Source organism: Bacillus sp. FJAT-27231 (genome assembly GCF_001183975.1).
GTDB classification, from domain to species: domain Bacteria; phylum Bacillota; class Bacilli; order Bacillales; family Domibacillaceae; genus Pseudobacillus; species Pseudobacillus wudalianchiensis.
Genome location: NZ_LFZU01000001.1, coordinates 2,598,791 through 2,620,856, shown reverse-complemented (window position 1 = coordinate 2,620,856; position 22,066 = coordinate 2,598,791). Strand labels below are relative to the sequence as shown.

Below are 22,066 nucleotides of genomic sequence, written 5' to 3'. Positions count from 1 at the left end.
TCCTATTATTCGTGCTTTAAAGGATCGCCTTCAAATGGCTCGTCCGCCACTTTAATAGAATCAGTTGGGCAGCCTTCAAATGCGTCCTGCATGTCTTCTTCTAATACTTCTGGTACTGGCGTATTTCCTTCGTTATCATCTAAAATTACGAATGCAAGGCCTTCATCATCGTAATCATAGATATCAGGCGCAGCTGCACCGCAAGCACCGCAGGCAATGCATGTATCCTGATCAACAATTGTATACTTTGGCATTTCAAAACCTCCTAAAATCTATCCAAGCTATGTGGCATTTGTATATCCACGCTCGTTTGAAAACTTCTTCCCTCATTGTATATCCGATTAGTTTTCTTTTCAATCATAATTTCTTAATAAAAAAATGATAAGGCTTTCATTAGTAATTCCTCCACATACGAGGAATTTTGACAAAATTCATGGTAAAATAGATGAAAGTATGAAAAGGGAGGAAAGGTATGCCTTTTCTACAGGTACTTTTATTGATGATGATTGATCAAATAAATGGACAAAGAACTTCTTCAGCTGTTTTTCATTTGTTAAAGGGAAAAAAGTCCTCCCAAACGATACAGGATGCCAAGCTATACCACTTAGATAAATGGTTTCAAACGGCACCCTTTCTTGAAAGGGAGGCGTTTGAGCGTTTCATTCATAATCTGGCTGATCATAGGCTTATTGAATTTGATCCTTTAAACCATGTTAATATTACGGTTTTGGGAAAAGAAAAGTTGAAGACTCTCTCTGCAGCATTGCCATCACTGACGTTCTTAAATGGCTGGAAATTGCAGGATTGCGCAACCCTTTTTTGGAAAAGGCTCTCTTTAGCTGTTCAGGTGGCTTCTCACTTACTTTACCGGGATCGTACTTATTTTCCAGTGTCTCGAGATGAACAAACTCAAAGGTGGCTAAAGTCATTTTTGGCAGCCAGGCAGTCGTCTAGAGAAGAGTTAGCGACACATCTTTATGAAGAACTGATAATGCTTCTGAAGGAACAACAAGCTGATGATCCGCTTATTCTCGTTCTCCGGCTTTCAGGTAAAAAGCGGACCGGTAAAACAACAGCCCAAGCAGGAGAACTGCTTAATATAGAAAGCACTGAATATTGGTATCGCTTTTTAAATTTATTGCATTTTGCAATCCAGCATATTATTCAGCATGCCGCACATTTTCCACTATTATTCGCCATGGTACAAGATATCTATGAACCAGTTGTGTTAACACAATCGACAAGAAGAACAGTCGATATGTTAAAAAGCGGCTTCACGATTGAAGACATCATTGCGAAGCGGCGCTTAAAGCGGAGCACAGTCGAAGATCATATCGTAGAGCTGGCATTTCATTATCCGGATTTCTCCATCCGGCCTTTTGTCAGTGAAGCGATGGAGGAAGAAGTGCTTAACATAGCGGCAGTGCTTTCTAATAAACGAATAAAGCCGATTAAAGAGAAGCTGCCGGACGTCTCCTATTTTCAGATTAGACTCGTGCTAGCGAAATATAGCAAATAAAGGAAGATGACCATGGATCAAGTTTTATTCAAACGGTTTGGCTACTCTGCTTTTAGAACCGGCCAAAGAGAAACGATTCAATCCTTGCTTTCAGGCCGACATACTTTGGCTATGCTTCCGACAGGGACTGGGAAATCGCTATGTTACCAGCTGCCAGCCTATTTACTGCCAGGTAGTGTTCTTATCGTTTCGCCGCTGTTGTCATTAATGCAAGATCAGGTCGAACAATTGAAAATGCGCGGAGAAAAACAAGTAGCCGCTTTAAATTCATTTTTGACTTTTGAAGAAAAGCAACAGGTTATTAGAAGGCTGGCGAATTATCGTTTTATCTTTTTGTCGCCTGAAATGTTAATGAACAAACAAGTTATTCAAGCATTGAGCAGGGTACAGCTTTCTCTGTTTGTTGTGGATGAAGCACACTGTATTTCCCAATGGGGACATGACTTCCGCCCTGATTATCGTCTTTTAGGCGAGGTGAGGGAAAAGCTGGGGAATCCTTTAACACTTGCTTTAACAGCAACTGCTACAGCTGAAGTAAGAAAGGATATTATCCGGTATTTGAAGGTAGATCATATGGAGGAATGGATTTTTTCAGTTGATCGGCCAAATATCGGGATAGCCGTCGAGCATCTTTCATCGCAAAATGAGAAGCAGGCTCGGCTTTTACACTTGGTTAGTCAGCTTCAAAAACCGGGAATTGTGTATTTTTCAAGCAAACGGGCAACGGAGGAAGGTGCCGATTGGCTACGGCAGCGTGGCATTGGAAAATCAGCGTTTTATCATGGCGGAATGGAGCAGGAAGACAGGATTTTAATTCAGCAGCAATTTTTGCATGGTGAATTAGACGTGATCTGTGCTACTAGTGCTTTTGGAATGGGGATTAATAAAGACAACATTCGGTTTGTCATTCATTATCATCTTCCTGCTCAGCTTGAATCTTATTTACAAGAGATCGGCAGAGCAGGCAGGGATGGAGGAGAAGCGCTTTCTGTTCTGCTGTATGTGCCGGGTGATGAAGAGCTTCACTCAATTATAGCTGAAGGGGAGTTTCCTTCAGATAGCCAGATTATTGGCTATTTGTCGTCTGGCGATCAGGCTGAGGAGGCGAAGGCAGCTGCCTTGGAGTTGACTGATATACAATACCGGTTTCTTCGCCATTATGCTCAAGAAGCTCTGCAAAAAGAAAAAGGAAATCCAGCTGAATATGTGATCAGCAAGCGGCAAAAGCGATTGGCACAGAAAGAAGAAAAACGGTGGACGATGCTGCGGTGGGTATGGACAAAGCAATGCCGGCGAAAAGAAATCCTCCGCTACTTTGAAGAAAAATTAGAAAATCGACCAGCTGACTGCTGCGACATATGCGGCTTAAACTGGGAAAAATATAATAAGCAATTTGATCAAGAGGAGAATGAGGCACTAAATTGGGAAGCTATACTAAGTTCTTTGCTGCAAATTGAGAGGTGATGAGGACAGGAATATGAAAAGAAATAAACAAGCGGAGCTTATCCGGGAAATGACCGACAAAGAAGTGCTCAATGCCCTTTATTTAACACAGTTTCTTTTGCTGTCACTTTCTCTCATTATCGGCATTTTTGTATTTAAAGATGCAGCAGACTTTTATCGCCTGTTCCAATGGTCTTTTGCTGACATAGTCGTACTAGGCGGAGGAGCAGGACTTTTAGTAGTTATTATGGATGTATATATGATGCACAAGCTGCCCGAAAAGTATTACGATGATGGCGGGATTAATGAGAGGCTGTTTGGCGGCCGCTCAACTGCCGGAATCTTTTGGATTGCTTGTATTGTGGCAGTTGCTGAAGAAATTTTCTTTAGAGGAATGATTCAGACCATCTTCGGATTTGTTCCGGCAAGTATTCTTTTTGCTATTATTCATGTGAGATATTTATCGCAATGGTATTTAGCGGCAAATGTAATTCTTTTAAGCTTTGGGATCGGATGGTTATTTGAATGGACAGGCAATCTGGCAGTGGTCATTGTTATGCATTTTACTATTGATTTCCTACTTGGCCTTGCCATTCGCCGTAAACAAAATAAGAAGAACCAGTAAAGAAGGGATGTATTATGACGAAAGACCCTTACCGTGAATTAGCGAAAAAAACTCGTGTAGAAATTCAAAGAGTGAAGCGTGAACAGGAAGAACAACCTGATCAGGCAGCATCCTCAAGAATGGAAAGAAAAGAAGAGAAAAAACAAAAGAAGTATCCATTATTAAAAGTGCTGCTCGTCTTTTTTATTGCTTTGCCTTTTATCACATTATTCTGGTACACGCATGAGAAGGACCGAGGCCTCTCCTCAACAACTGTAGTGACAGAAAGCTCTGGTTCCTCAACACCGGTGTATGCAGTACCAGAGGACGAGGAGGAGCAGGATGAACCAGAGATCGAAGAAAATAGTGAGCAAATAGAAGAAAAAACGGCGGAACCGGCTCAAGAAACAATAGCCTCAGCAGTTGAGGTGCCAGTTGAAAAGACGAGTGAGCAGCCTAAAGAACAAGAAAGGCCAAAGGCGAAACCAATACAGGAAAAACCAAAAGCAGTACAGGAAGAACCGAAAAAAGAAACTCAGCCAGTGAAACAAACGGAAACAAAAAAAGAAGAAGTACCAAAGAAGGAAGAAGAGCCAGCTGGAAAAGTTATTTATCATACCGTGAAGCCTCAGGAAACTGTTTTTCGAATTTCAATGATGTATTACAAATCGCAGGCAGGTATTGAAAAAATCAGACAGGCTAATCATTTAAATGGCAATGAAATTCGAGTAGGTCAAGTATTAAAAATCCCTCTGCCTTAAAATCAAGCAGAGGGATTTTTCGATTATTCATGGAATTTAGAAAAATGAAAAAAAGGAAGAATATTGTCGAAATGTGATATACTAGGCTCCTGTAACCGCTTTATTTTAAAATCGACAGAGGGGAAAGGTGGATTTATGGGGGATCAAAAACTTAAAAGGGGTTTAGAAGAGAGACATATTACATTAATGTCACTCGGTGCTTGTATTGGGGTAGGTTTATTTTTAGGGTCAGCTACGACCATAAAAATGGCGGGACCAGCAATTTTGTTAGCTTATATAGTAGCTGGAGCTGTCATGTTTGTTATTATGAGGTCCCTTGGAGAAATGGCCATTGAAAATCCAGTTGCTGGCTCTTTTAGCCGTTATGCACAGGATCATTTAGGGCCCATTTACGGTTACATTACTGGTTGGAATTATTGGTTTTTGTGGATTGTTACTTGTATGGCGGAAATTACAGCGGTAGGAGTATACATGCATTTATGGTATCCAAGTGTACCTAACTGGATTTGGGCGCTTGCTGCATTAGTTATTATGGCTGCAGTGAACTTAATTACAGTAAAGGCGTATGGAGAATTTGAATTTTGGTTTGCTTTAATTAAAATTGTCGCAATTATTTTAATGATTATCGTAGGGCTGGCCATTATTTTATTCGGAATTGGAAATGGCGGAGCAGCAACTGGCATTCATAATCTTTGGACACATGGCGGATTTGCTCCGAATGGTTTAAAGGGAATTTTAATGTCGATGACGATGGTGATGTTCGCTTATCTTGGAATTGAGATGCTCGGTGTAACAGCGGGAGAAGTGAAAAACCCAGAGAAAGCGATTTCACGTGCTGTCAATACAGTATTTTGGCGGATACTTGTTTTTTACGTTGGGGCACTATTCGTTATTATGTCGATCTACCCATGGAATGAGATTGGCACAGCAGGAAGTCCATTTGTATTAACGTTTGAGAAAATCGGCATTCCGAGTGCTGCCGGAATTATCAACTTTGTTGTGTTAACAGCGGCTCTTTCTAGTTGTAACAGTGGAATTTTCAGTACAGGGCGGATGTTATTTAACTTGGCCGATCAAGGTCAGGCATCGTCTTCTTTTAAAAGAATTAGTAGATCAGGCGTTCCTTCCCGGGCGATTCTTGCATCGGCAGGCGTTCTATTAATCGGTGTTGTGCTAAACTATTTCGTCCCGGAAAAAGTATTTGTGTGGGTAACGAGCATTTCTACATTTGGAGCGATTTGGACATGGTCGATGATTTTACTTTCACAATTGAAGTTTAGAAAGAATTTGTCTGCAGAACAACAAAAAACATTAAAATTTGCTGCTCCATTTTGGCCGATAGGTTCCTATCTTTCTTTAGCATTTTTAGCGATGGTCATTGTGTTGATGGCTTTCTCGCCAGATACACGAATTGCTTTATATGTTGGTCCGCTTTGGTTGTTGTTCTTAGTGGGAATGTATTATGGAAAAGGGCTGCAGCAACAGGCTTCTAATTCAAAAAGCTCCGGAGTGTAAGACTCTGGAGCTTTTTAGCTAATTAAAAAACTTTTTTGCGGTCTCGTTCCTCTTTTAACATTTCAACAGCTTCACGGAAGCGTTGGGAATGAATGACTTCCCGTTCCCGTAAATAGCGGAGTCCATCATTAAGGTCGGGATCATCACTTAAATCAATGAGCCATTGGTAGGTAGCCCGGGCTTTTTCCTCTGCGGCAATATCCTCGTAAAGATCAGCAATTGGATCTCCTTTTGCCTGAATATAAGTGGCTGTCCATGGAACGCCAGCAGCGTTATGATAAAAAAGCGCCTTATCATGATCGGCGAAATGACCAGAGAGCCCAGCTGCTTTCATTTGATCAGGCGTGGCATCTTTCGTTAGTTTATACACCATTGTCGCGATCATTTCCAAGTGAGCGAACTCTTCTGTGCCAATGTCGGTTAATAAGCCAACTACCTTATCTGGAATAGTGTAGCGCTGATTTAAGTAGCGCAGAGCGGCAGCCAGTTCTCCATCTGCTCCACCGTATTGTTCGATTAAGTATTTGGCAAGCGTCGGGTTGCATGTGCTTACTCGTACTGGATATTGTAATTTTTTTTCATATACCCACATAGTGATCTCCTTTCAGCTGGCATCTTTGTTACACTTGCCAAGGCCATGGCGCTTCCTTATAATCAAACGGACAACGGGCATAACTGTAGCCAAAGCTGGTGAGTGCTCCATATTTTCTTTCAAAATCTTTCTTTAAACTTTTGCTTAATTTTACATATTCGTTGTATTGCTTCACTGCCTCAAGATCGTTAGGGTGTGTATGAAGGTAGAGCGCTAATTCAACAATGACAAAATCAACAGCTTGGATTTCTTCTAGCTCACTATAATAATCAGGAGGAAGCTGCTTCATTCTCTTTCCCCCTTTTTTATTTCCTTCATTGAATAATAAGGATCATAAAAACATTTCCATAGTGTCCCGGCCTTTAGTGCAGCAAGTGCTGGAAACTGCTCGAGACCTGGCGGTTGAAATCCGACGTACAGTTGGGGCGGGGTAGAATATCGCTTTACTCTTATGGGCGGACAGGGGTCCATTGGACTGATATACGGACAGTATGTTTTGTACCAGGTGTGTTTGTTCATTCCCTTCCTCCTTTTTTAGACTTCAATTTATATGTATGGGAAGAAAGGTGATATTATTTCTTTTTTTAGTCCAATCTGTTATTCTGATTATTATTTTGCTTTATTACTATTCAAGGAACGAAGGGAAAAATGATGTTGTATTTGGCTATAGCTTTTCTTTTTTTAGTTAGTTTAGTTGTTTTTATGTGGAGGGAAGCGCAGCGAAATGAAGTCCTCGCAGATGTGCTTGCTTTTCCGCATTATCCATGGCAAAAGCCATTGACGCTTTTTTTTATTTCGGATATTCACCGCCGGGCTATTCATCCTTCTATTATTGAACAGGTGAAAGGGAGAACAGATCTCGTTATAATCGGCGGTGACCTGGCGGAAAAGGGAGTACCGCTCGAAAGAATATCTCGTAATCTAGAAAGCCTAAAACAGGTGGCCCCTGTTTTTTTCGTGTGGGGAAATAATGATTATGAAATTCCTGCAGCGGAACTTTTGCAATTATTTCAAGAGCAAGGCATCCATGTTTTGCGGAATGATTCTTTCTGTTTATCAGCTGATGTGACCGATGGCAGCTCCGTATATTTAATAGGAGTAGACGATGTTAGCAAAGGCAATAGCTGCAAAACTTCAGCTTTTAAAGAAGTACGAAATGAGTCGTTTAAAATTTTAATCAGCCATAATCCGATCTTTCGAAACAAACTAACAGCTGCCGATGATGTTTCGCTTTTTTTAAGCGGTCATACACATGGAGGACAAATCCGTTTCTTAGGGTTCGGCCCTTACAAAAAAGGCGGCTGGGAAAGACAGGGGAAAATGGAAGTTCTCGTTTCAAATGGATACGGCACGAGTGGTGTGCCGCTTCGCCTTGGCGCCAAAGCAGAAACGCATTTAATCACCATTAAGAAGGAATAAGCGGGCGCCTTTACTAAAATCAAATAACAAACTCACCATCTGCGTTTTGATTCATAGTATGTGGTAAAAGAGGTCCTTAAGCAGGGGGCAGCAAACTATGAGGATAGAACGTTTATCAGATAATAAGGTGATGCTTTCCATTACTTATGAAGAGTTAAGAAAAAAAGGTTGTTTGAAGAAGCACATTTTGGAGGATTCTTATATCTGGCATGAAATTTTTGATGAAATGTTAGATGTAATTGAAGAACAGCTGGATATTGACACGGAAGGAATGATTGCGATTGAAGTTCATTCCATGTCAGGTGAAGAGCTTGTCCTAATCTTAACGATTGACCATTTCGATTTTTTGAACAAAGTAGAGGAGGTGCCGGCAGAGACTGAGGATCCATATGGTTGTGAATTAACGTTTAAATTCGCCGATATTGAAGATGTTATTGGATTAGTCCACGATGAGAAAAAGATAAGAGATATACAAAGTTCCCTTTTCTATTTCAAAGATGCCTATTATCTTTGCTTTTCTTTCGACTTTGACAGCCAGTATGATGCACTGGAAGCCGCTTTGCTGGAGTATGGTTGGATGTCCAGTCTTTCGGAGGAGCTGCTGAAAGAGTATGCCATTCTTGTTATCCCGCTAGAAGCAACGGAGAAAGTCTATGAGTACTTTGTAAAGAAAGCATAATTCTCTTAAGGTCTATCCGTTGAAAGTCGGACGATTTTCTCCTATCATCAAGTATAGCAGGAAATTTTGTTGTCCGGATAACGAGGAGTGGGAATTATGCACAAGGAAGATTGTATTATTGTCGGCGGCGGACCATGCGGCTTAGCTGCTGCGATTGCTTTAAAGGAAATTGGCAAAGATCCGCTTATTATTGAAAAAGGTAACATCGTAAATTCTATTTACAAATACCCAACCCATCAGACATTTTTCAGCTCAAGTGAAAAGCTGGCAATCGGTGATGTGCCATTTATTATTGAAGAGCGCAAGCCGAAGCGCAATCAGGCATTAACGTATTACCGGGAAGTTGTAAAAATGAAAAATCTTCGGATTCATCGTTTTGAAACCGTTGAGAGAGTAGAAAAAATGTCTGATGAGTTGTTTCGTATTGATACATCAGCTCAAACATATGAGGCGAAATATGTCATCATTGCAACAGGTTATTATGATCACCCGAACTATATGAATATTCCGGGGGAGGAACTCGATAAAGTATTACATTATTTTAAAGAAGCTCATCCTTATTTTGATACAGACGTTGCGGTGATCGGCGGCAAGAACTCAGCCGTTGATGCTGCTTTAGAGCTTCACAAGGCTGGGGCGCGAGTGACGGTGTTATATCGCGGCAGCGAGTACTCCAAAAGTATTAAGCCATGGATTCTCCCTGAATTCGAAGGACTTGTCCGCAATGGGGAAATCAAAATGGAATTCGACGCAGAGGTTATGGAGATCACAAAAGACATGGTGATTTATCAGCAAAATGGTGAAGAAAAGTGCTTGAAAAATGACTTTGTTTTTGCGATGACCGGGTATCACCCAGATCATCATTTCTTGAAAGAGATGGGTGTAGGCATTGATCAAGAAACAGGCCGCCCTATCTATAATGAAGAAACAAAAGAAACGAACGTAAAAGGAATTTTTATCGCTGGAGTCATCGCTGCCGGAAATAACGCTAACGAAATTTTTATTGAAAACGGTCGTTTTCATGGCGGTGAAATTGCCGCCGCTATTGCACAGAGAGAATGCCTAGAGGATAAGCCAGAACAATAAGTGATGGTTTTTATGGAAGTCTAGTTTTGAAGGCTTAATGACTATATGTAAAAAACGGGCAGCGTTTGCCCGTTTTTTTTATGATTCAAATAACGCTTCAAGTTTTATGGAGGCTTGTTCAGACCCTAAAGCGATGAGCAGCTTTAAGCGTGCTTTTTGCCCATTTAATCCATTGGAGAAGATAACCCCCAGCTCTTTCAATTGTTTGCCGCCGCCTTCATATCCGTATATGTCTTGGACGATGCCGTTAAAGCATCGAGAGACGAGTACAACAGGAATTTTTTCATTGATCAGTTCTTTCACTGCTGAAACGGCGGCAGGAGGCAGGTTGCCTTGGCCAAGCGCTTCGATCACCACTCCGTCGTAATGGAGTTCTTTCAAAGCGGAGAGCAAATAAGAGTCCATGCCGGCGTATGCCTTTATTAACGCTACTCGCTTATCGACTGCAGCGACAGGGATTTTCGGGCGAATGGCCGGCTCGTGATGAAAAAGAACTTTTCTTTTTGTAATAATCCCAATCGGCCCGTATTGAGGACTTTGGAAGGTTGAAATATTGCTGGTATGCGTCTTTGTGACGTTATCAGCTGAGTGAATCTCATCATTCAAAACGACCATCACTCCTTTGCCCTTAGCCTCGCTGCAGGCTGCTACACGGACAGATGAGATTAAATTATAAAGCCCGTCTGCTCCAATTTCATTGCTAGAGCGCATAGCCCCTGTGACAACTACCGGAACATCCGTTGTCAGGGTTAAATCGAGAAAATAAGCGGTCTCTTCCAGCGTATCTGTCCCATGCGTGATGACGACCCCATCAAATGGTTCTTGCTGAAGTGTCTGCTCAATTAAATTTTTTAGTCCAAGCATCTCTTTCGGAGTAATATGTGGAGAAGGAAGATGAAATGGTTCGGCAGAAACAATCGTCGCCACCTCATCGAATAAATGGTCAAATGAAACGAGAGGATTTTTATCGGTTGGCTTCACTGCCCCTGATTGCTTGTCTTCCTGCATCGAAATAGTACCGCCTGTATGGATAACAAATATGCGTTTTTTCAACAAGAGAAAAACCTCCAATGCACAAATTTGGATTATCTATGTTCAATCCTTTTTAATAATGATACGATGAAGAAAACCGAAAGAAAAGAGGCTAAATGAATGCTGGCGGTTTTTTCGGCAGGTGTGGCTCCTGGACTGGCGCTTTTATGTTATTTTTATTTGCGTGATCAATATGAAACAGAACCGGTAGCAACGGTAGCGAAAGCGTTTATTTACGGAGCGCTGCTTACTTTTCCGGTCATGTTCATTCAGTATGTGATAGCAGAAGAGGGAATCGCTCTTTCTAATGCGGCTACTGCTTTTTTAACGAGCGGGCTGTTTGAAGAGTTCGTGAAATGGTTTATCTTATTTTATTTAATTTATCAGCATATGGACTTTGATGAGCCGTATGATGGCATTGTGTATGGGACGAGTGTGTCGCTTGGTTTTGCGACAGCGGAAAATATTCTCTACTTATTGGCTTACGGGGTAGAACACGCTTTTTTTCGGGCATTGCTTCCAGTTTCAAGCCATGCACTTTTTGGGGTGCTAATGGGATTTTATTTGGGAAAGGCTAAATTCAGCCAAGATGGGAAGAGAAACAAATGGTTATGGCTTTCTCTTCTCAGTCCATTTTTGCTGCATGGATTATACGATTATATTTTATTTATTGAATCGGTTTGGCTTTATTATATGATCCCTTTTATGTTATTTCTTTGGTGGTTAGCCTTGAAGAAAGTGAAGCAAGCCCATAGATTGACGGACCAACATCATCTTCGAATCGTTCGGGATAGAAGCTCTTAATTGAAAAGGGCTTCTTTTTTTGTATAAAAATATGCACCTTGCAAAAAATACCCGTACACATCATCGATGAGATGGAGGGCAAAAAAGATGAGAATTCGTTCTAATATGAAACAAACAGCAGTCATGATTTCGTTTGCTATTAGTCTCTTCACCGGCAGCTTATTTATTATGCCGGAAACTTCGCGTGCATTTTCCGGACAGGTCATCCAAAAAGGAGCTTCAGGGGATGATGTTATTGAACTGCAAGCGAGGCTTCAATACATCGGTTATTACAAAGGAAAAATCGACGGTGTATATGGCTGGGGAACTTACTGGGCGGTCCGCAACTTTCAAGAGGCTTTTGGACTGCCAATTGATGGTCTTGTTGGCGCCTCAACAAAGAATAAACTTGTAAAGGCATCAAAGTATGATGAAGCATATGTAAAATCACAAATTAATAAAGGCGGTTCCTTTACTTACTACGGAAAAGGAACCTCAAAGAATAAGCCGATAGCTCAAAGCACACCGCCTGGTTTTTCGCAGAATGATATCCAGTTAATGGCCAATGCAGTCCATGGAGAAGCGCGCGGAGAACCATACGAAGGGCAAGTAGCCGTAGCGGCAGTTATTTTAAATCGATTAGAAAGCCAAAGCTTCCCCAACACCGTATCTGGTGTTATTTTTGAGCCTCGCGCCTTCACTGCTGTTGCAGATGGACAAATTTGGCTTACGCCGAACGAAACATCAAAGCGTGCGGTATTAGATGCCATTAACGGCTGGGATCCGACGGGGAATGCTTTGTATTATTTTAATCCTGATACAGCAACAAGTGCATGGATTTGGACGAGACCGCAAATTAAAAAAATCGGAAAGCATATTTTCTGTGAATAAAAGGGGGGATTACGATGCTGCGTGGATTAATGATTGCTGTATTATCGCTGGCCGCTGTTGGTGCTGGTGTCTGGGGTTATCAAGAGCATAAAGAAAAGAATGCTATTTTAATCAATGCTGAAAACAGCTACCAGCGCGCTTTTCATGATTTAACCTTTGGAATAGACCGGATCCATGATCAAATCGGAGCTACTTTAGCTATGAACTCTCGTAAGTCGCTTTCGCCGGCGCTTGCTGATGTCTGGCGGCTTACATCGGAAGCACAAAGTGACGTTGGCCAGCTGCCGCTGACCCTCTTGCCATTCAATAAAACAGAAGAATTTCTCGGCAATATGGGTGAGTTTAGTTATAAAGCGGCTGTTAGAGATTTAGAGAAGGAACCGCTTACCGATAAGGAATATAATCACTTAAAAAATCTATATAAGCAGTCAGCTGATATTCAAGGTGAATTGAGAAAAGTTCAGCATATGACACTAAAAAATAACTTAAGATGGATGGACGTAGAAATGGCTTTAGCTTCTGAAAAAGAAGGAGACGATAATACTATCATCGATGGATTCAAAACAGTAGAGAAAAAAGCAGAAGGCTACAGTGAAACGAATGCTAGTACACTTCCCGGTGATACAAATGAGCTGGATGTAAATCATTTGAAGGATAGTAAAGCAGCGCCAATCACGAAAAGAGAAGCAAAAGAAAGAGCAAAATCCTACATTCAGATGAAGCAGGTAAACGATGTCAAGGTAACGAAAAGCGGGAAAGGATCTGACTTTTCTTTTTACAGTGTCTACCTGAGAAATAACAAAGGTGAGGAAGCGAATATCGATATCACTAGAAAAGGCGGCTATCCGCTTTGGTATATCGTAAATAGAGAAGTGGGAGAGCAAAAAATTAGTTTAAATGAAGCAAACAATAAGGCTGCCGCTTTCTTAGAGCGGCACAAAATGAAGAATCTGGTGCTTTATGATAGTACGCAATATGACAATGTTGGTGTCTTCACTTTTGTTGGCCAGCAGGATAAGGTTCGAATTTACCCAGATGCCGTGAAAGTAAAAGTAGCTTTGGATAATGGGCAAGTTGTTGGGGTAGCAGCGAACGAATATTTAGAGAACCATCACGAGAGAAAATTAGAAAAGCCTGTATTAACAGAGAAGGAAGCAGAAGAATTTATTAACCCAAGAGTCCGCATACAGGAAAAGCGACTTGCTGTTGTTACAAATGAACTTAATCAGGAAGTGCTATGCTATGAGTTTTTAGGCACTCTGGGTGAGGAAACCTATCGCATTTTAATTAATGCAAAAGACGGAACAGAGGAGCAGGTGGAACGAATGAATCAAGCAGAACCAGTTTATGACAACCTGCTATAAAAGTTCCAATTAGAGTGATCGCTCATTGCTTTTTTACTACTCACCTACTATAATTCGAAGAAAGAATGAATGTAAGCCCCCTCTAGGGAGAAGGAATTAGGTGAGTGATAACAATGATTGAAACGGGGATGTATTTACTGCTTGTTTCTACAGATGGGGAAGGTCAACAAGAGCATTATCGCTGCCGAGTAGCAGATATCGATGAGGGAGAGGTACTCATTGATTACCCGGTGAATATTAGCACGAATCGCTCTACTTTTTTCGTGGATGGTACACAGCTATCGGCTGAATTCATTGATCCAAAATATTCTTCAGCTGTTTACACGTTTAATACCGAAATAAAAGGCCGGACGAAAAGGGAGATTCCACTTTTAATCCTCCATGATCCAGGTCCAGAGAAGTATGAGCGCATTCAAAGGCGGAAATTCGTCCGGGTTCCTACACCGGTTGATGTAGCTGTTCACTTGGACGATGCTCCTCCTTTTACAGCTGCGACGGAGGATATTAGTGCTGGAGGGATTGCCGTAGCTCTGCCGGCAGGAATAGAGGCCGAAAGTGGAAATAGAGGAAGAGTATATCTTTCTATTCCGATGCAATCCGGTGAGCGTTATTATTTTGAAATACCTGTGTGTATTGTACGAGTACGCACAGATCATAAAGATCGGGTTATTGCCTCGGTTGAGTTCATAGACATACGGCAGACGGACCAGCAGATTTTACTTCGCTTCTGTTTTGAACGCCAGCTCATTATGAAAAGAAAAGGATTAATTCAATGACCACCTGCCAGTCGGCAGGCTTTTTTTTGGAGAAATAATCTCTCTCCATATGATAGAATAAGGAGAAAAAATGTTTAGAAGGTGGACGCTATGAAAAAACAAATTCAAATAGCCATTGACGGCCCGGCTGCCGCAGGGAAAAGTACCGTAGCAAAAATTATCGCTGAAAAGCTATCCTATATTTATATTGATACAGGTGCCATGTATCGAGCTTTGACGTACAAAGCTCTTCAAACAGATACTAATTTAGAAGATGCAGAAAAGCTGTTAGAGCTGCTCCGTAAATCAGTTATTGATTTAAGACCAGGAAAAGCCGGCCAGCTCGTCTTTATAAATGATCAAGATGTGACAAACGAAATTAGAACAAACGAAGTAACAAATGCTGTTTCTTTTGTTGCCAAACATGCGCCTGTTCGCCAAGAGATGGTCAAGCGCCAGCAGCTGTTTGCTGAAAAGGGGGGAGTCGTCATGGATGGACGTGATATCGGTACCCATGTCCTTCCTGATGCCGAGGTGAAGATTTTTCTTAAGGCAAGTGTAGAAGAGCGAGCGAAAAGAAGACATTTGGAAAACATTTCTAAAGGGTTTTCGTCAGATATAGAGAAATTAAAAGAAGAGATTATTCTTCGCGATAAAATGGATTCAGAACGGGAAGCCGCCCCGCTAAAAAAAGCGGAAGATGCAGTAGAACTAGATACGACTTCTTTATCCATTATGGATGTTGTCGATAAAATTATTTCTATTGTAAAAGAAAGGGAACAAGCATGGTAACATTTTATACAATTGCTAGATCAGTCGTAAAATCGGTATTAATGCCCCTTTATCGTGTAGAAGTACGTGGACGGGAGCATTTTCCGAAAGAAGGCGGTGTCCTTCTATGCAGCAATCACATTGATAATCTTGATCCTCCATTAGTAGGTATTACTGCTCCAAGACCTATTTTATTTATGGCAAAAGAAGAGTTGTTTAAAATTCCCGTTTTCGGGAAAATGTTAGCTAACTTGAATGCATTTCCCGTTAAAAGAGGAGCGAGTGATAGAGAAGCTCTTCGAAAAGGGATTAAATTTTTAAAAGAAGGCAAAGTGCTCGGGCTTTTTCCTGAAGGCACCCGTTCTAAAACAGGTGAAATCGGCGAAGGAATGGCAGGGGCAGGATTCTTTGCTTTGCGCACAGATGCCCATGTTGTGCCATGTGTCATCATTGGCCCCTATAAAGCATTTCGGAAAGTGAAAGTAGTATACGGTCCTCCGATTGATATGGAAGAGCTGCGCGGCCGCAAAGCAAGCGCTGAAGAAACAACGGCCGTCATTATGTCTCATATCCGTCGCTTAAAAGAGGAATCACAATAAAAGCTTACTGCTTGACAAATGCGGTCAATTGTTAGAAGTTAGTAGAAAGAATATTTTATCAAATAAATGTAAGTAGTTCTGTATTAAGGAGGAGTACATATGACAGAGGACATGAATCAAGTAGAAGTGAACAATTACGCAGTGGGCGATAAAGTACAAGCAACTGTGGTAAAAGTGGAAGAAAAACAAGTCCAAGTTGAAATTGAAGGAAGCAAAAAAGATGGTATTATTCCAATCAGTGAACTTTCCAGCCTCCATGTAGAAAAAGCAACCGATGTTGTGAAAGAGGGAGACAAACTCGAACTCCAAATAACAAAAGAAGAAGATGATCTTTATGTTCTTTCCAAACGAAAAGCAGATGCAGAAAAAGCTTGGGAAGAAATGCAAAAGCGCTTCGAGAATGGTGAAGTGTTTGAAGCTGAAGTAAAAGAAGTAGTAAAAGGCGGACTCGTTGTAGATCTTGGCATTCGCGGATTTATTCCTGCTTCGTTAGTGGAAGATCACTACGTTGAAGACTTTGAAGATTACAAAGGAAAAACAATGAGCTTTAAAATTGTTGAACTCGATCAGGAAAAGAACCGCTTGATCTTATCCCATCGAGCTGTGATTGATATGCAAAAATCAGAAAACAAAAAGAAAGTGCTTTCTGAAATTCAGGCAGGAGATGTTCTTGAAGGGAAAGTACAGCGTCTAACAGATTTCGGGGCGTTCGTTGATATTGGCGGTGTAGACGGACTCGTACACATCTCACAGTTGTCACATGAGCACGTTGAAAAGCCGTCTGATGTTATCCAAGAAGGCCAAGAAGTAAAGGTGAAAGTATTATCGGTTGACCGGGACAGTGAAAGAATTTCTTTATCCATTAAAGAAACGCTTCCAGGACCTTGGACAAATATTTCTGAGAAAGCCCCTGTTGGAGCTGAGTTAACAGGAACCGTTAAGCGTCTAGTTTCTTATGGCGCATTCGTAGAAGTTTTCCCAGGAGTAGAAGGGTTAGTTCACATTTCGCAAATTTCTAACAGACATATCGGTACTCCTCATGAAGTATTAAAAGAGGGTCAAGAAGTAAAAGTAAAAGTACTTGATGTGAGCGAAGAGGAAAATCGTCTATCATTGACGATGAAACCATTTGATGAAGAACCATCCCGCCAAGAAACTGAATCTTATACGATGCCGGAAGAAAATACTGGATTCCAGCTTGGCGAAATGATTGGGGATCAATTAAAAGGATTAAAACGAGAAGAATAAGCACCACACGAAGTTCGGATCTGTTTGATATAGATCCGTTCTTCTTTTTGAACGCATAGCACAAGAAAACGGTGATAAATAGTGACGAGGGCACAAAGAAAACGAGATCATATTCAATATGCGCTTTCTACAGGGCAAAATAGACGGACGGGGCTTGATGATATAACGTTTGTTCATCAAAGTCTTCCCGATACCGCGCTTGAGGAAATATCCATCCAAACGAAAATTGGCGGACTTTCACTAGGTTCGCCAATTTTTATCAATGCCATGACAGGCGGTGGCGGAAGAGAAACAGAGAGAATTAACGGCGAGCTGGCTCTAGCGGCAAAAGAAGCGGGAGTGGCGATGGCGGTTGGTTCCCAAATGTCGGCTTTAAAAAACCAGGAGGAACGGCGATCATTTAAAGTTGTTCGCAAGCTTTACGGAGATGGGATTATTTTAGCTAATTTAGGCAGCGAGGCAACTGTAGAACAGGCTGAAGCAGCGGTCGAAATGGTTGAAGCGAATGCTTTGCAAATCCACTTAAATGTCATTCAAGAGCTGACAATGCCGGAGGGGGATAGAAGCTTTAAGGGGGCAGTTGAGCGGATTGGGTTAATAGCTGATAAGCTGCCTGTCCCAGTCATTGTAAAAGAAACAGGCTTTGGGTTAGGTCGAGAGGCTATAAAGAAGCTGGCTGCCTTGCCTGTTGCTGCTGTTGATGTAAGCGGATTCGGCGGTACTAACTTTGCTGCTGTAGAAAATAAACGCCGTAAGAAGAGACTGGATTATTTCAATAGCTGGGGAATTCCAACAGCTGCAGCCATTGTTGAATGTAAAACAGCTGTTGATCAGTTGGACGTGATCGCATCTGGAGGGCTGCAGAACAGCCTGGATGTCGCCAAATCCCTTGCACTAGGGGCAGCAGCGGCTGGGATGGCCGGTTCGCTGCTTAGTGTATTGATGGAAAACGGTGCGGAGGCGTTGGCAGCGGAGCTATCTTCCTTGCACGAGGACCTTAAGCTGATTATGTGTGCGGTAGGAGCCAAAAAAGTGACAGATCTCCATAAAGTGCCTCTCATCCTTAGCGGAGAGACGTTCCACTGGCTTCATATCCGCGGATGTGATCCGGCTGCATTGGCTCAAAGATAGGGATATCACCTGTTCACAAGCAGCGGTTATTTTGGAAAACAAATGATTATAGTTGCTTGGTACTAGGAATATTGATAAAATGAACGAGTTCAGAAAAAGCCCTTCTCCTGTCAGAAGGGTTTTATTTTTACGGATGGAAAAGCTAAAAATGAGATAGAATGTAGGTATAGAAAGGGTGAACCAAATGGTGAAACCAGTTGTGGCGATTGTCGGTCGTCCGAACGTTGGAAAATCAACTATTTTTAACCGGATCGTCGGTGAAAGAATCTCCATTGTTGAAGATGTACCGGGCGTGACGAGAGATCGCATATATAGTACAGGTGAATGGCTAAATAATGAGTTTAATATCATTGATACAGGTGGAATTGACATTGGCGATGAACCATTTTTAGAACAAATACGCCAACAAGCGGAAATCGCCATTGAAGAAGCAGATGTCATCATTTTCTTAACGAGCGGTCGTGAAGGAGTGACAACTGCAGATGAAGAAGTAGCTAAAATATTATACCGGTCCAAAAAGCCGATCGTTTTAGCTGTTAATAAAGTAGATAATCCGGAAATGAGAAGCCAAATTTATGATTTTTATGCTTTAGGCTTTGGTGAACCGTTTCCGATTTCGGGAGCTCACGGTATTGGTCTTGGGGATATGCTGGACGCTGTTGTCAGCCATTTTCCAAATGCGGATGAAGAAGAGTATGATGAGGATGTTATCAAATTTTCTTTAATTGGCCGCCCGAATGTCGGCAAATCTTCGTTGGTGAACGCGCTGCTTGGAGAAGAACGTGTCATTGTCAGTGACATCGCCGGCACAACGAGAGATGCCATTGACTCGCCTTATATGTATGAGGGCCAAGAATATGTGATCATTGATACAGCCGGCATGCGTAAAAAAGGGAAGATTTACGAAACAACCGAAAAATACAGTGTACTTCGGGCGCTCCGTGCCATCGAACGATCCGATGTCGTCCTCGTCGTTTTAAATGCTGAAGAAGGCATAAGAGAACAGGATAAGCATATTGCGGGCTACGCTCATGAAGCTGGACGAGCTGTCATTATTGTCGTCAATAAGTGGGATGCTATTGAAAAAGATGAAAAAACAATGAAAGCATTCGAGGAAAACATTCGCAGCCACTTTTTATTCCTTGACTATGCACCGATTGTTTTCCTTTCTGCTAAGACAAAGAAGCGGGTGCATACGTTGCTGCCAGTTATTAATCAGGTAAGCGAAAGTCATTCGATGCGCGTTCAGTCCAGTGTCTTAAATGATGTGGTGATGGATGCAGTTGCAATGAATCCGACACCGACTGATAAAGGCAAGCGCTTGAGAATTTACTATGCAACACAGGTAGCTGTTAAGCCGCCAACATTTGTTGTTTTTGTGAATGAGCCAGAGCTTATGCATTTCTCTTATGAGCGCTTTTTGCAAAATCGTATCCGTGAAGCGTTTGGCTTTGAAGGGACGCCGATACGCATTCTTTCACGTGCCCGAAAATAAGGAAAAGCTGGTGAGTATCCATGAAAAACAAAGAGAGCATTGCAGTGGTTGGCGCAGGCAGCTGGGGAACGGCACTAGCCATCGTCTTGGCTGATAATGGTCATGAAGTTCGCCTGTGGACCCAAAATGAGAAACGTGTAGAAGAAATTAATGAAAAACATACAAATCATCAATATTTACCTGATGTCGAGTTACCTAAAAACATCCTTGCGTTTAGTTCGATAGAGGACGTATTAAGCGGATTGGATGTCGTTGTGTTGGCTGTGCCAACAAAAGCTATTCGCGAGGTGCTCCAGTCGATCAAAAATATCCGGACAGAACCTTTTACTGTTGTCCATGTTAGCAAAGGGATTGAGCCTGACACCCTTATGCGCATATCAGAAATGATTAGAGAAGAGCTGCCTGAAGAGCTCTGTAAAGATATCGTTGTTCTCTCTGGACCAAGCCATGCAGAGGAAGTGAGTCTTCGTCATCCAACGACTGTGACGGTTTCCTCTGAGAATATGAAGGCAGCAGAAAGAATCCAAGATATTTTTATGAATCAGCATTTTCGCGTTTACACGAATCCAGATGTAGTCGGAGTGGAAATCGGAGGAGCTTTAAAAAATATCATCGCGCTGGCAGCGGGTATCTCTGATGGGCTTGGCTACGGAGACAATGCAAAAGCAGCTTTAATCACAAGGGGCCTTGCGGAAATTGCGCGCTTAGGAACAAAAATGGGAGCCGATCCGCTCACCTTTTCCGGTTTAACGGGAATTGGTGATTTAATTGTGACGTGTACAAGTGTTCATTCACGAAATTGGCGTGCGGGTAATATGCTTGGAAAAGGCCGGAAGCTGCAAGACGTTCTTGATAATATGGGAATGGTCGTTGAAGGCGTACGCACAACGAGGGCAGCCCGTCAGCTTTCTGTTAAGTATGGCGTAGAGATGCCGATTACGGAAGCGTTATATGGGATTTTATTTGAAGAAAAGGACCCGAAAGCAGCTGTAGATGAATTAATGGCCCGTATGAAGACAAATGAAATGGAAAGCCTCGTCCACATTATGGATCGACAACAGGAGATCTGAGAGGAAAGGGCGTTTGAAATAATCAAAGCTTGCAGTATAGTCATATAATGAAAGTGAATAAGCCAGCACTTAATAAATTGATGGTCGTTAAGCTAAAGCAGTAAAAGCTGCTTTAGCTCTTTTTATGTGGTTAGGTTGCCCAATTATCCAGTTGTTATGTTATAATCATGACGATAAGAAGAGCGGTTGCCGAGTCTTACTCTGATGTATGACTCTCGATACAACGATTGATCAAGGAAAGGGGCAGTGGAAGATGTCAGCAGCCATGATGAATATGTGGATTTCCTTTGCGGGTATGGGATTAATGATTTTCTCTGTTTTTGCTATCTATGTAAGCCGTTATAAATTTAAAAATGTTGTTTTAAAAGCTATCTCCGCTCTGTTAGCATACGCTTGTATGATTATCGGCGGATTGATCATGGTATATATTGTATTTAGCGGTCCAGCGTGATGATTGAAGGAGAGAATCAGTGAATGAAAAAACTAGCAATTGTTCTCATAGTTACCCTCACAGCGTCGTTTATGAGCGGCTGTATGTTTCCGCAAGAGCGGCGTGCAGAAAATCGAATGCCGTATGAGGATCAAGTTCGGTCTGTACAGTCTGCAGTCGATCAATTTAAAGAGGCGAATGGCGGAATTTTGCCAATTAAAACAAAAGAAGAAGGCACGCCGTTGTACGAAAAATATCCAATAGATTTTAAAAAGCTCATGCCGCAGTTTATAGCTGAACCTCCAGGGAATGCTTTTGAGTCGGGTGGGATTTTTCAATATGCCCTCGTGGATGTTGAGAAGAATCCTACTGTTAAATTAATTGATTTGCGCATGGCGGAACAAATTAGAGATATACAAATGCGTATCAGGTCACAAGGATACCCGCCCTTTAAAGACAATATAGCGAATAATGTTTATACATTAGACTTTAAAAAAATAGGGTTTAAAGAGGAACCTTATGTTGTCAGTCCGTATACGAACCAAAACCTTCCTCTTGTCATTTCAGGTGACGGTCATATTTATGTAGATTACAGCAGTGATTTGTATGCGGCGCTGAAGAAATCAGGAAAAAAGATGAAGTCAGGGGAAGACATTAGACCATTATTGTTAGAAGGTTCCCTATTTGCTCCCGCTTTTTCTCTTCCTTATACAGTAAACGAGAAAAATGAGCCCGTTTTTATGGTGAAATGATGAGGAGTCGTCCGCTTTCAGGACGGCTTCTTTTATTTTATAGGAATATTTTCAGTCATATAAGAGCAGGACAACATCATACAATTTACTGTAGGAACAATGCCGCTAATAAAAAAAGCAAACAATA

The 22,066-nt window shown here is 41.7% G+C and carries 25 protein-coding genes; 20 read left to right on the top strand and 5 right to left on the bottom strand.

Going from position 1 to position 22,066, the window contains the following annotated elements; genetic code table 11:
* Nucleotides 1-5 precede the first annotated feature (5 nt).
* Complete coding sequence (locus AC623_RS12535; RefSeq protein WP_049662954.1) at nt 6-254, bottom strand: ferredoxin; 249 nt, start codon at nt 252-254, stop codon at nt 6-8.
* Nucleotides 255-472: 218 nt separating this feature from the next.
* Between AC623_RS12535 and AC623_RS12530 the strand changes: the two genes are divergently transcribed.
* The 5 genes from AC623_RS12530 to AC623_RS12510 all read left to right on the top strand — a co-directional run bounded on the left by AC623_RS12530 (nt 473) and on the right by AC623_RS12510 (nt 5,842).
* Nucleotides 473-1,519, top strand: coding sequence for a helix-turn-helix domain-containing protein (locus AC623_RS12530; RefSeq protein WP_049662952.1), 1,047 nt, complete (start codon nt 473-475; stop codon nt 1,517-1,519).
* A gap of 6 nt (nt 1,520-1,525) precedes the next feature.
* Nucleotides 1,526-2,983: a RecQ family ATP-dependent DNA helicase gene (locus AC623_RS12525; protein ID WP_049662950.1), complete on the top strand. Its 1,458-nt coding sequence runs from the start codon at nt 1,526-1,528 to the stop codon at nt 2,981-2,983.
* 13 nt (nt 2,984-2,996) lie between these two features.
* Nucleotides 2,997-3,587, top strand: coding sequence for a CPBP family intramembrane glutamic endopeptidase (locus tag AC623_RS12520; protein ID WP_049662948.1), 591 nt, complete (start codon nt 2,997-2,999; stop codon nt 3,585-3,587).
* A 14-nt stretch (nt 3,588-3,601) separates the two neighbouring features.
* On the top strand, nt 3,602-4,327 hold the full coding sequence (locus AC623_RS12515) for a LysM peptidoglycan-binding domain-containing protein (RefSeq protein WP_049662947.1): 726 nt from the start codon (nt 3,602-3,604) through the stop codon (nt 4,325-4,327).
* Nucleotides 4,328-4,462: 135 nt separating this feature from the next.
* Nucleotides 4,463-5,842 (top strand): amino acid permease, encoded by a 1,380-nt coding sequence (locus AC623_RS12510; protein WP_049662944.1) that lies wholly within the window; start codon nt 4,463-4,465, stop codon nt 5,840-5,842.
* Nucleotides 5,843-5,864: 22 nt separating this feature from the next.
* On the opposite strand, the gene AC623_RS12505 is transcribed toward AC623_RS12510, so the two are convergent.
* Genes AC623_RS12505 through AC623_RS12495 form a run of 3 tightly spaced genes read right to left on the bottom strand, consistent with a single transcriptional unit; the run spans nt 5,865 to nt 6,953 of the window.
* A complete protein-coding gene (locus AC623_RS12505; protein ID WP_049662941.1) occupies nt 5,865-6,434 on the bottom strand; it encodes a manganese catalase family protein in 570 nt (189 codons plus the stop codon).
* Between the two features lie 28 nt (nt 6,435-6,462).
* On the bottom strand, nt 6,463-6,723 hold the full coding sequence (locus AC623_RS12500; RefSeq protein ID WP_049662940.1) for a spore coat protein CotJB: 261 nt from the start codon (nt 6,721-6,723) through the stop codon (nt 6,463-6,465).
* A complete protein-coding gene (locus AC623_RS12495) occupies nt 6,720-6,953 on the bottom strand; it encodes a spore coat associated protein CotJA (protein ID WP_049662938.1) in 234 nt (77 codons plus the stop codon). The genes AC623_RS12500 and AC623_RS12495 overlap by 4 nt, the downstream gene beginning before the upstream one ends.
* A gap of 129 nt (nt 6,954-7,082) precedes the next feature.
* Between AC623_RS12495 and AC623_RS12490 the strand changes: the two genes are divergently transcribed.
* The 3 genes from AC623_RS12490 to AC623_RS12480 all read left to right on the top strand — a co-directional run bounded on the left by AC623_RS12490 (nt 7,083) and on the right by AC623_RS12480 (nt 9,618).
* Nucleotides 7,083-7,853 (top strand): metallophosphoesterase, encoded by a 771-nt coding sequence (locus AC623_RS12490; protein WP_049662936.1) that lies wholly within the window; start codon nt 7,083-7,085, stop codon nt 7,851-7,853.
* A gap of 97 nt (nt 7,854-7,950) precedes the next feature.
* Complete coding sequence (locus AC623_RS12485; protein ID WP_049662935.1) at nt 7,951-8,532, top strand: adaptor protein MecA; 582 nt, start codon at nt 7,951-7,953, stop codon at nt 8,530-8,532.
* Nucleotides 8,533-8,628: 96 nt separating this feature from the next.
* A complete protein-coding gene (locus AC623_RS12480) occupies nt 8,629-9,618 on the top strand; it encodes a YpdA family putative bacillithiol disulfide reductase (RefSeq protein ID WP_049662932.1) in 990 nt (329 codons plus the stop codon).
* Between the two features lie 78 nt (nt 9,619-9,696).
* Here AC623_RS12480 and AC623_RS12475 read toward each other — a convergent pair whose 3' ends face one another.
* Complete coding sequence (locus AC623_RS12475; protein WP_197091014.1) at nt 9,697-10,671, bottom strand: asparaginase; 975 nt, start codon at nt 10,669-10,671, stop codon at nt 9,697-9,699.
* Nucleotides 10,672-10,770: 99 nt separating this feature from the next.
* On the opposite strand from AC623_RS12475, the gene prsW reads away from it, so the two are divergent.
* From prsW to AC623_RS12415, 12 genes are all read left to right on the top strand, one after another.
* The gene (gene prsW, locus AC623_RS12470; RefSeq protein ID WP_049662928.1) at nt 10,771-11,454 is read left to right on the top strand and encodes a glutamic-type intramembrane protease PrsW; all 684 of its coding nucleotides are present in this window, start codon (nt 10,771-10,773) and stop codon (nt 11,452-11,454) included.
* 123 nt (nt 11,455-11,577) lie between these two features.
* The gene (gene sleB, locus AC623_RS12465; protein ID WP_442853571.1) at nt 11,578-12,324 is read left to right on the top strand and encodes a spore cortex-lytic enzyme; all 747 of its coding nucleotides are present in this window, start codon (nt 11,578-11,580) and stop codon (nt 12,322-12,324) included.
* Nucleotides 12,325-12,338: 14 nt separating this feature from the next.
* Nucleotides 12,339-13,688: a germination protein YpeB gene (gene ypeB, locus AC623_RS12460; RefSeq protein WP_049662927.1), complete on the top strand. Its 1,350-nt coding sequence runs from the start codon at nt 12,339-12,341 to the stop codon at nt 13,686-13,688.
* Between the two features lie 113 nt (nt 13,689-13,801).
* Nucleotides 13,802-14,464 carry a flagellar brake protein gene (locus tag AC623_RS12455; protein ID WP_049662925.1) on the top strand — a complete coding sequence of 221 codons (663 nt, stop codon included), beginning with the start codon at nt 13,802-13,804 and terminating at the stop codon, nt 14,462-14,464.
* A gap of 90 nt (nt 14,465-14,554) precedes the next feature.
* A complete protein-coding gene (gene cmk, locus AC623_RS12450) occupies nt 14,555-15,235 on the top strand; it encodes a (d)CMP kinase (RefSeq protein WP_049662924.1) in 681 nt (226 codons plus the stop codon).
* A complete protein-coding gene (locus AC623_RS12445) occupies nt 15,229-15,813 on the top strand; it encodes a lysophospholipid acyltransferase family protein (protein ID WP_049662922.1) in 585 nt (194 codons plus the stop codon). The genes cmk and AC623_RS12445 overlap by 7 nt, the downstream gene beginning before the upstream one ends.
* Nucleotides 15,814-15,912: 99 nt before the next feature.
* On the top strand, nt 15,913-17,061 hold the full coding sequence (gene rpsA / locus AC623_RS12440) for a 30S ribosomal protein S1 (protein ID WP_049662920.1): 1,149 nt from the start codon (nt 15,913-15,915) through the stop codon (nt 17,059-17,061).
* Nucleotides 17,062-17,142: 81 nt separating this feature from the next.
* The gene (gene fni, locus AC623_RS12435) at nt 17,143-18,192 is read left to right on the top strand and encodes a type 2 isopentenyl-diphosphate Delta-isomerase (protein ID WP_049662919.1); all 1,050 of its coding nucleotides are present in this window, start codon (nt 17,143-17,145) and stop codon (nt 18,190-18,192) included.
* Nucleotides 18,193-18,376: 184 nt separating this feature from the next.
* Nucleotides 18,377-19,687: a ribosome biogenesis GTPase Der gene (gene der / locus AC623_RS12430; protein ID WP_049662917.1), complete on the top strand. Its 1,311-nt coding sequence runs from the start codon at nt 18,377-18,379 to the stop codon at nt 19,685-19,687.
* Between the two features lie 20 nt (nt 19,688-19,707).
* Nucleotides 19,708-20,757 carry an NAD(P)H-dependent glycerol-3-phosphate dehydrogenase gene (locus AC623_RS12425; protein ID WP_049662916.1) on the top strand — a complete coding sequence of 350 codons (1,050 nt, stop codon included), beginning with the start codon at nt 19,708-19,710 and terminating at the stop codon, nt 20,755-20,757.
* 253 nt (nt 20,758-21,010) lie between these two features.
* The gene (locus AC623_RS12420; protein WP_049662914.1) at nt 21,011-21,208 is read left to right on the top strand and encodes a DUF2768 domain-containing protein; all 198 of its coding nucleotides are present in this window, start codon (nt 21,011-21,013) and stop codon (nt 21,206-21,208) included.
* A 23-nt stretch (nt 21,209-21,231) separates the two neighbouring features.
* Entirely contained in the window at nt 21,232-21,939 is a 708-nt protein-coding gene (locus AC623_RS12415) for a hypothetical protein (protein WP_049662912.1), read from the top strand.
* The last annotated feature ends 127 nt before the right edge of the window (nt 21,940-22,066 follow it).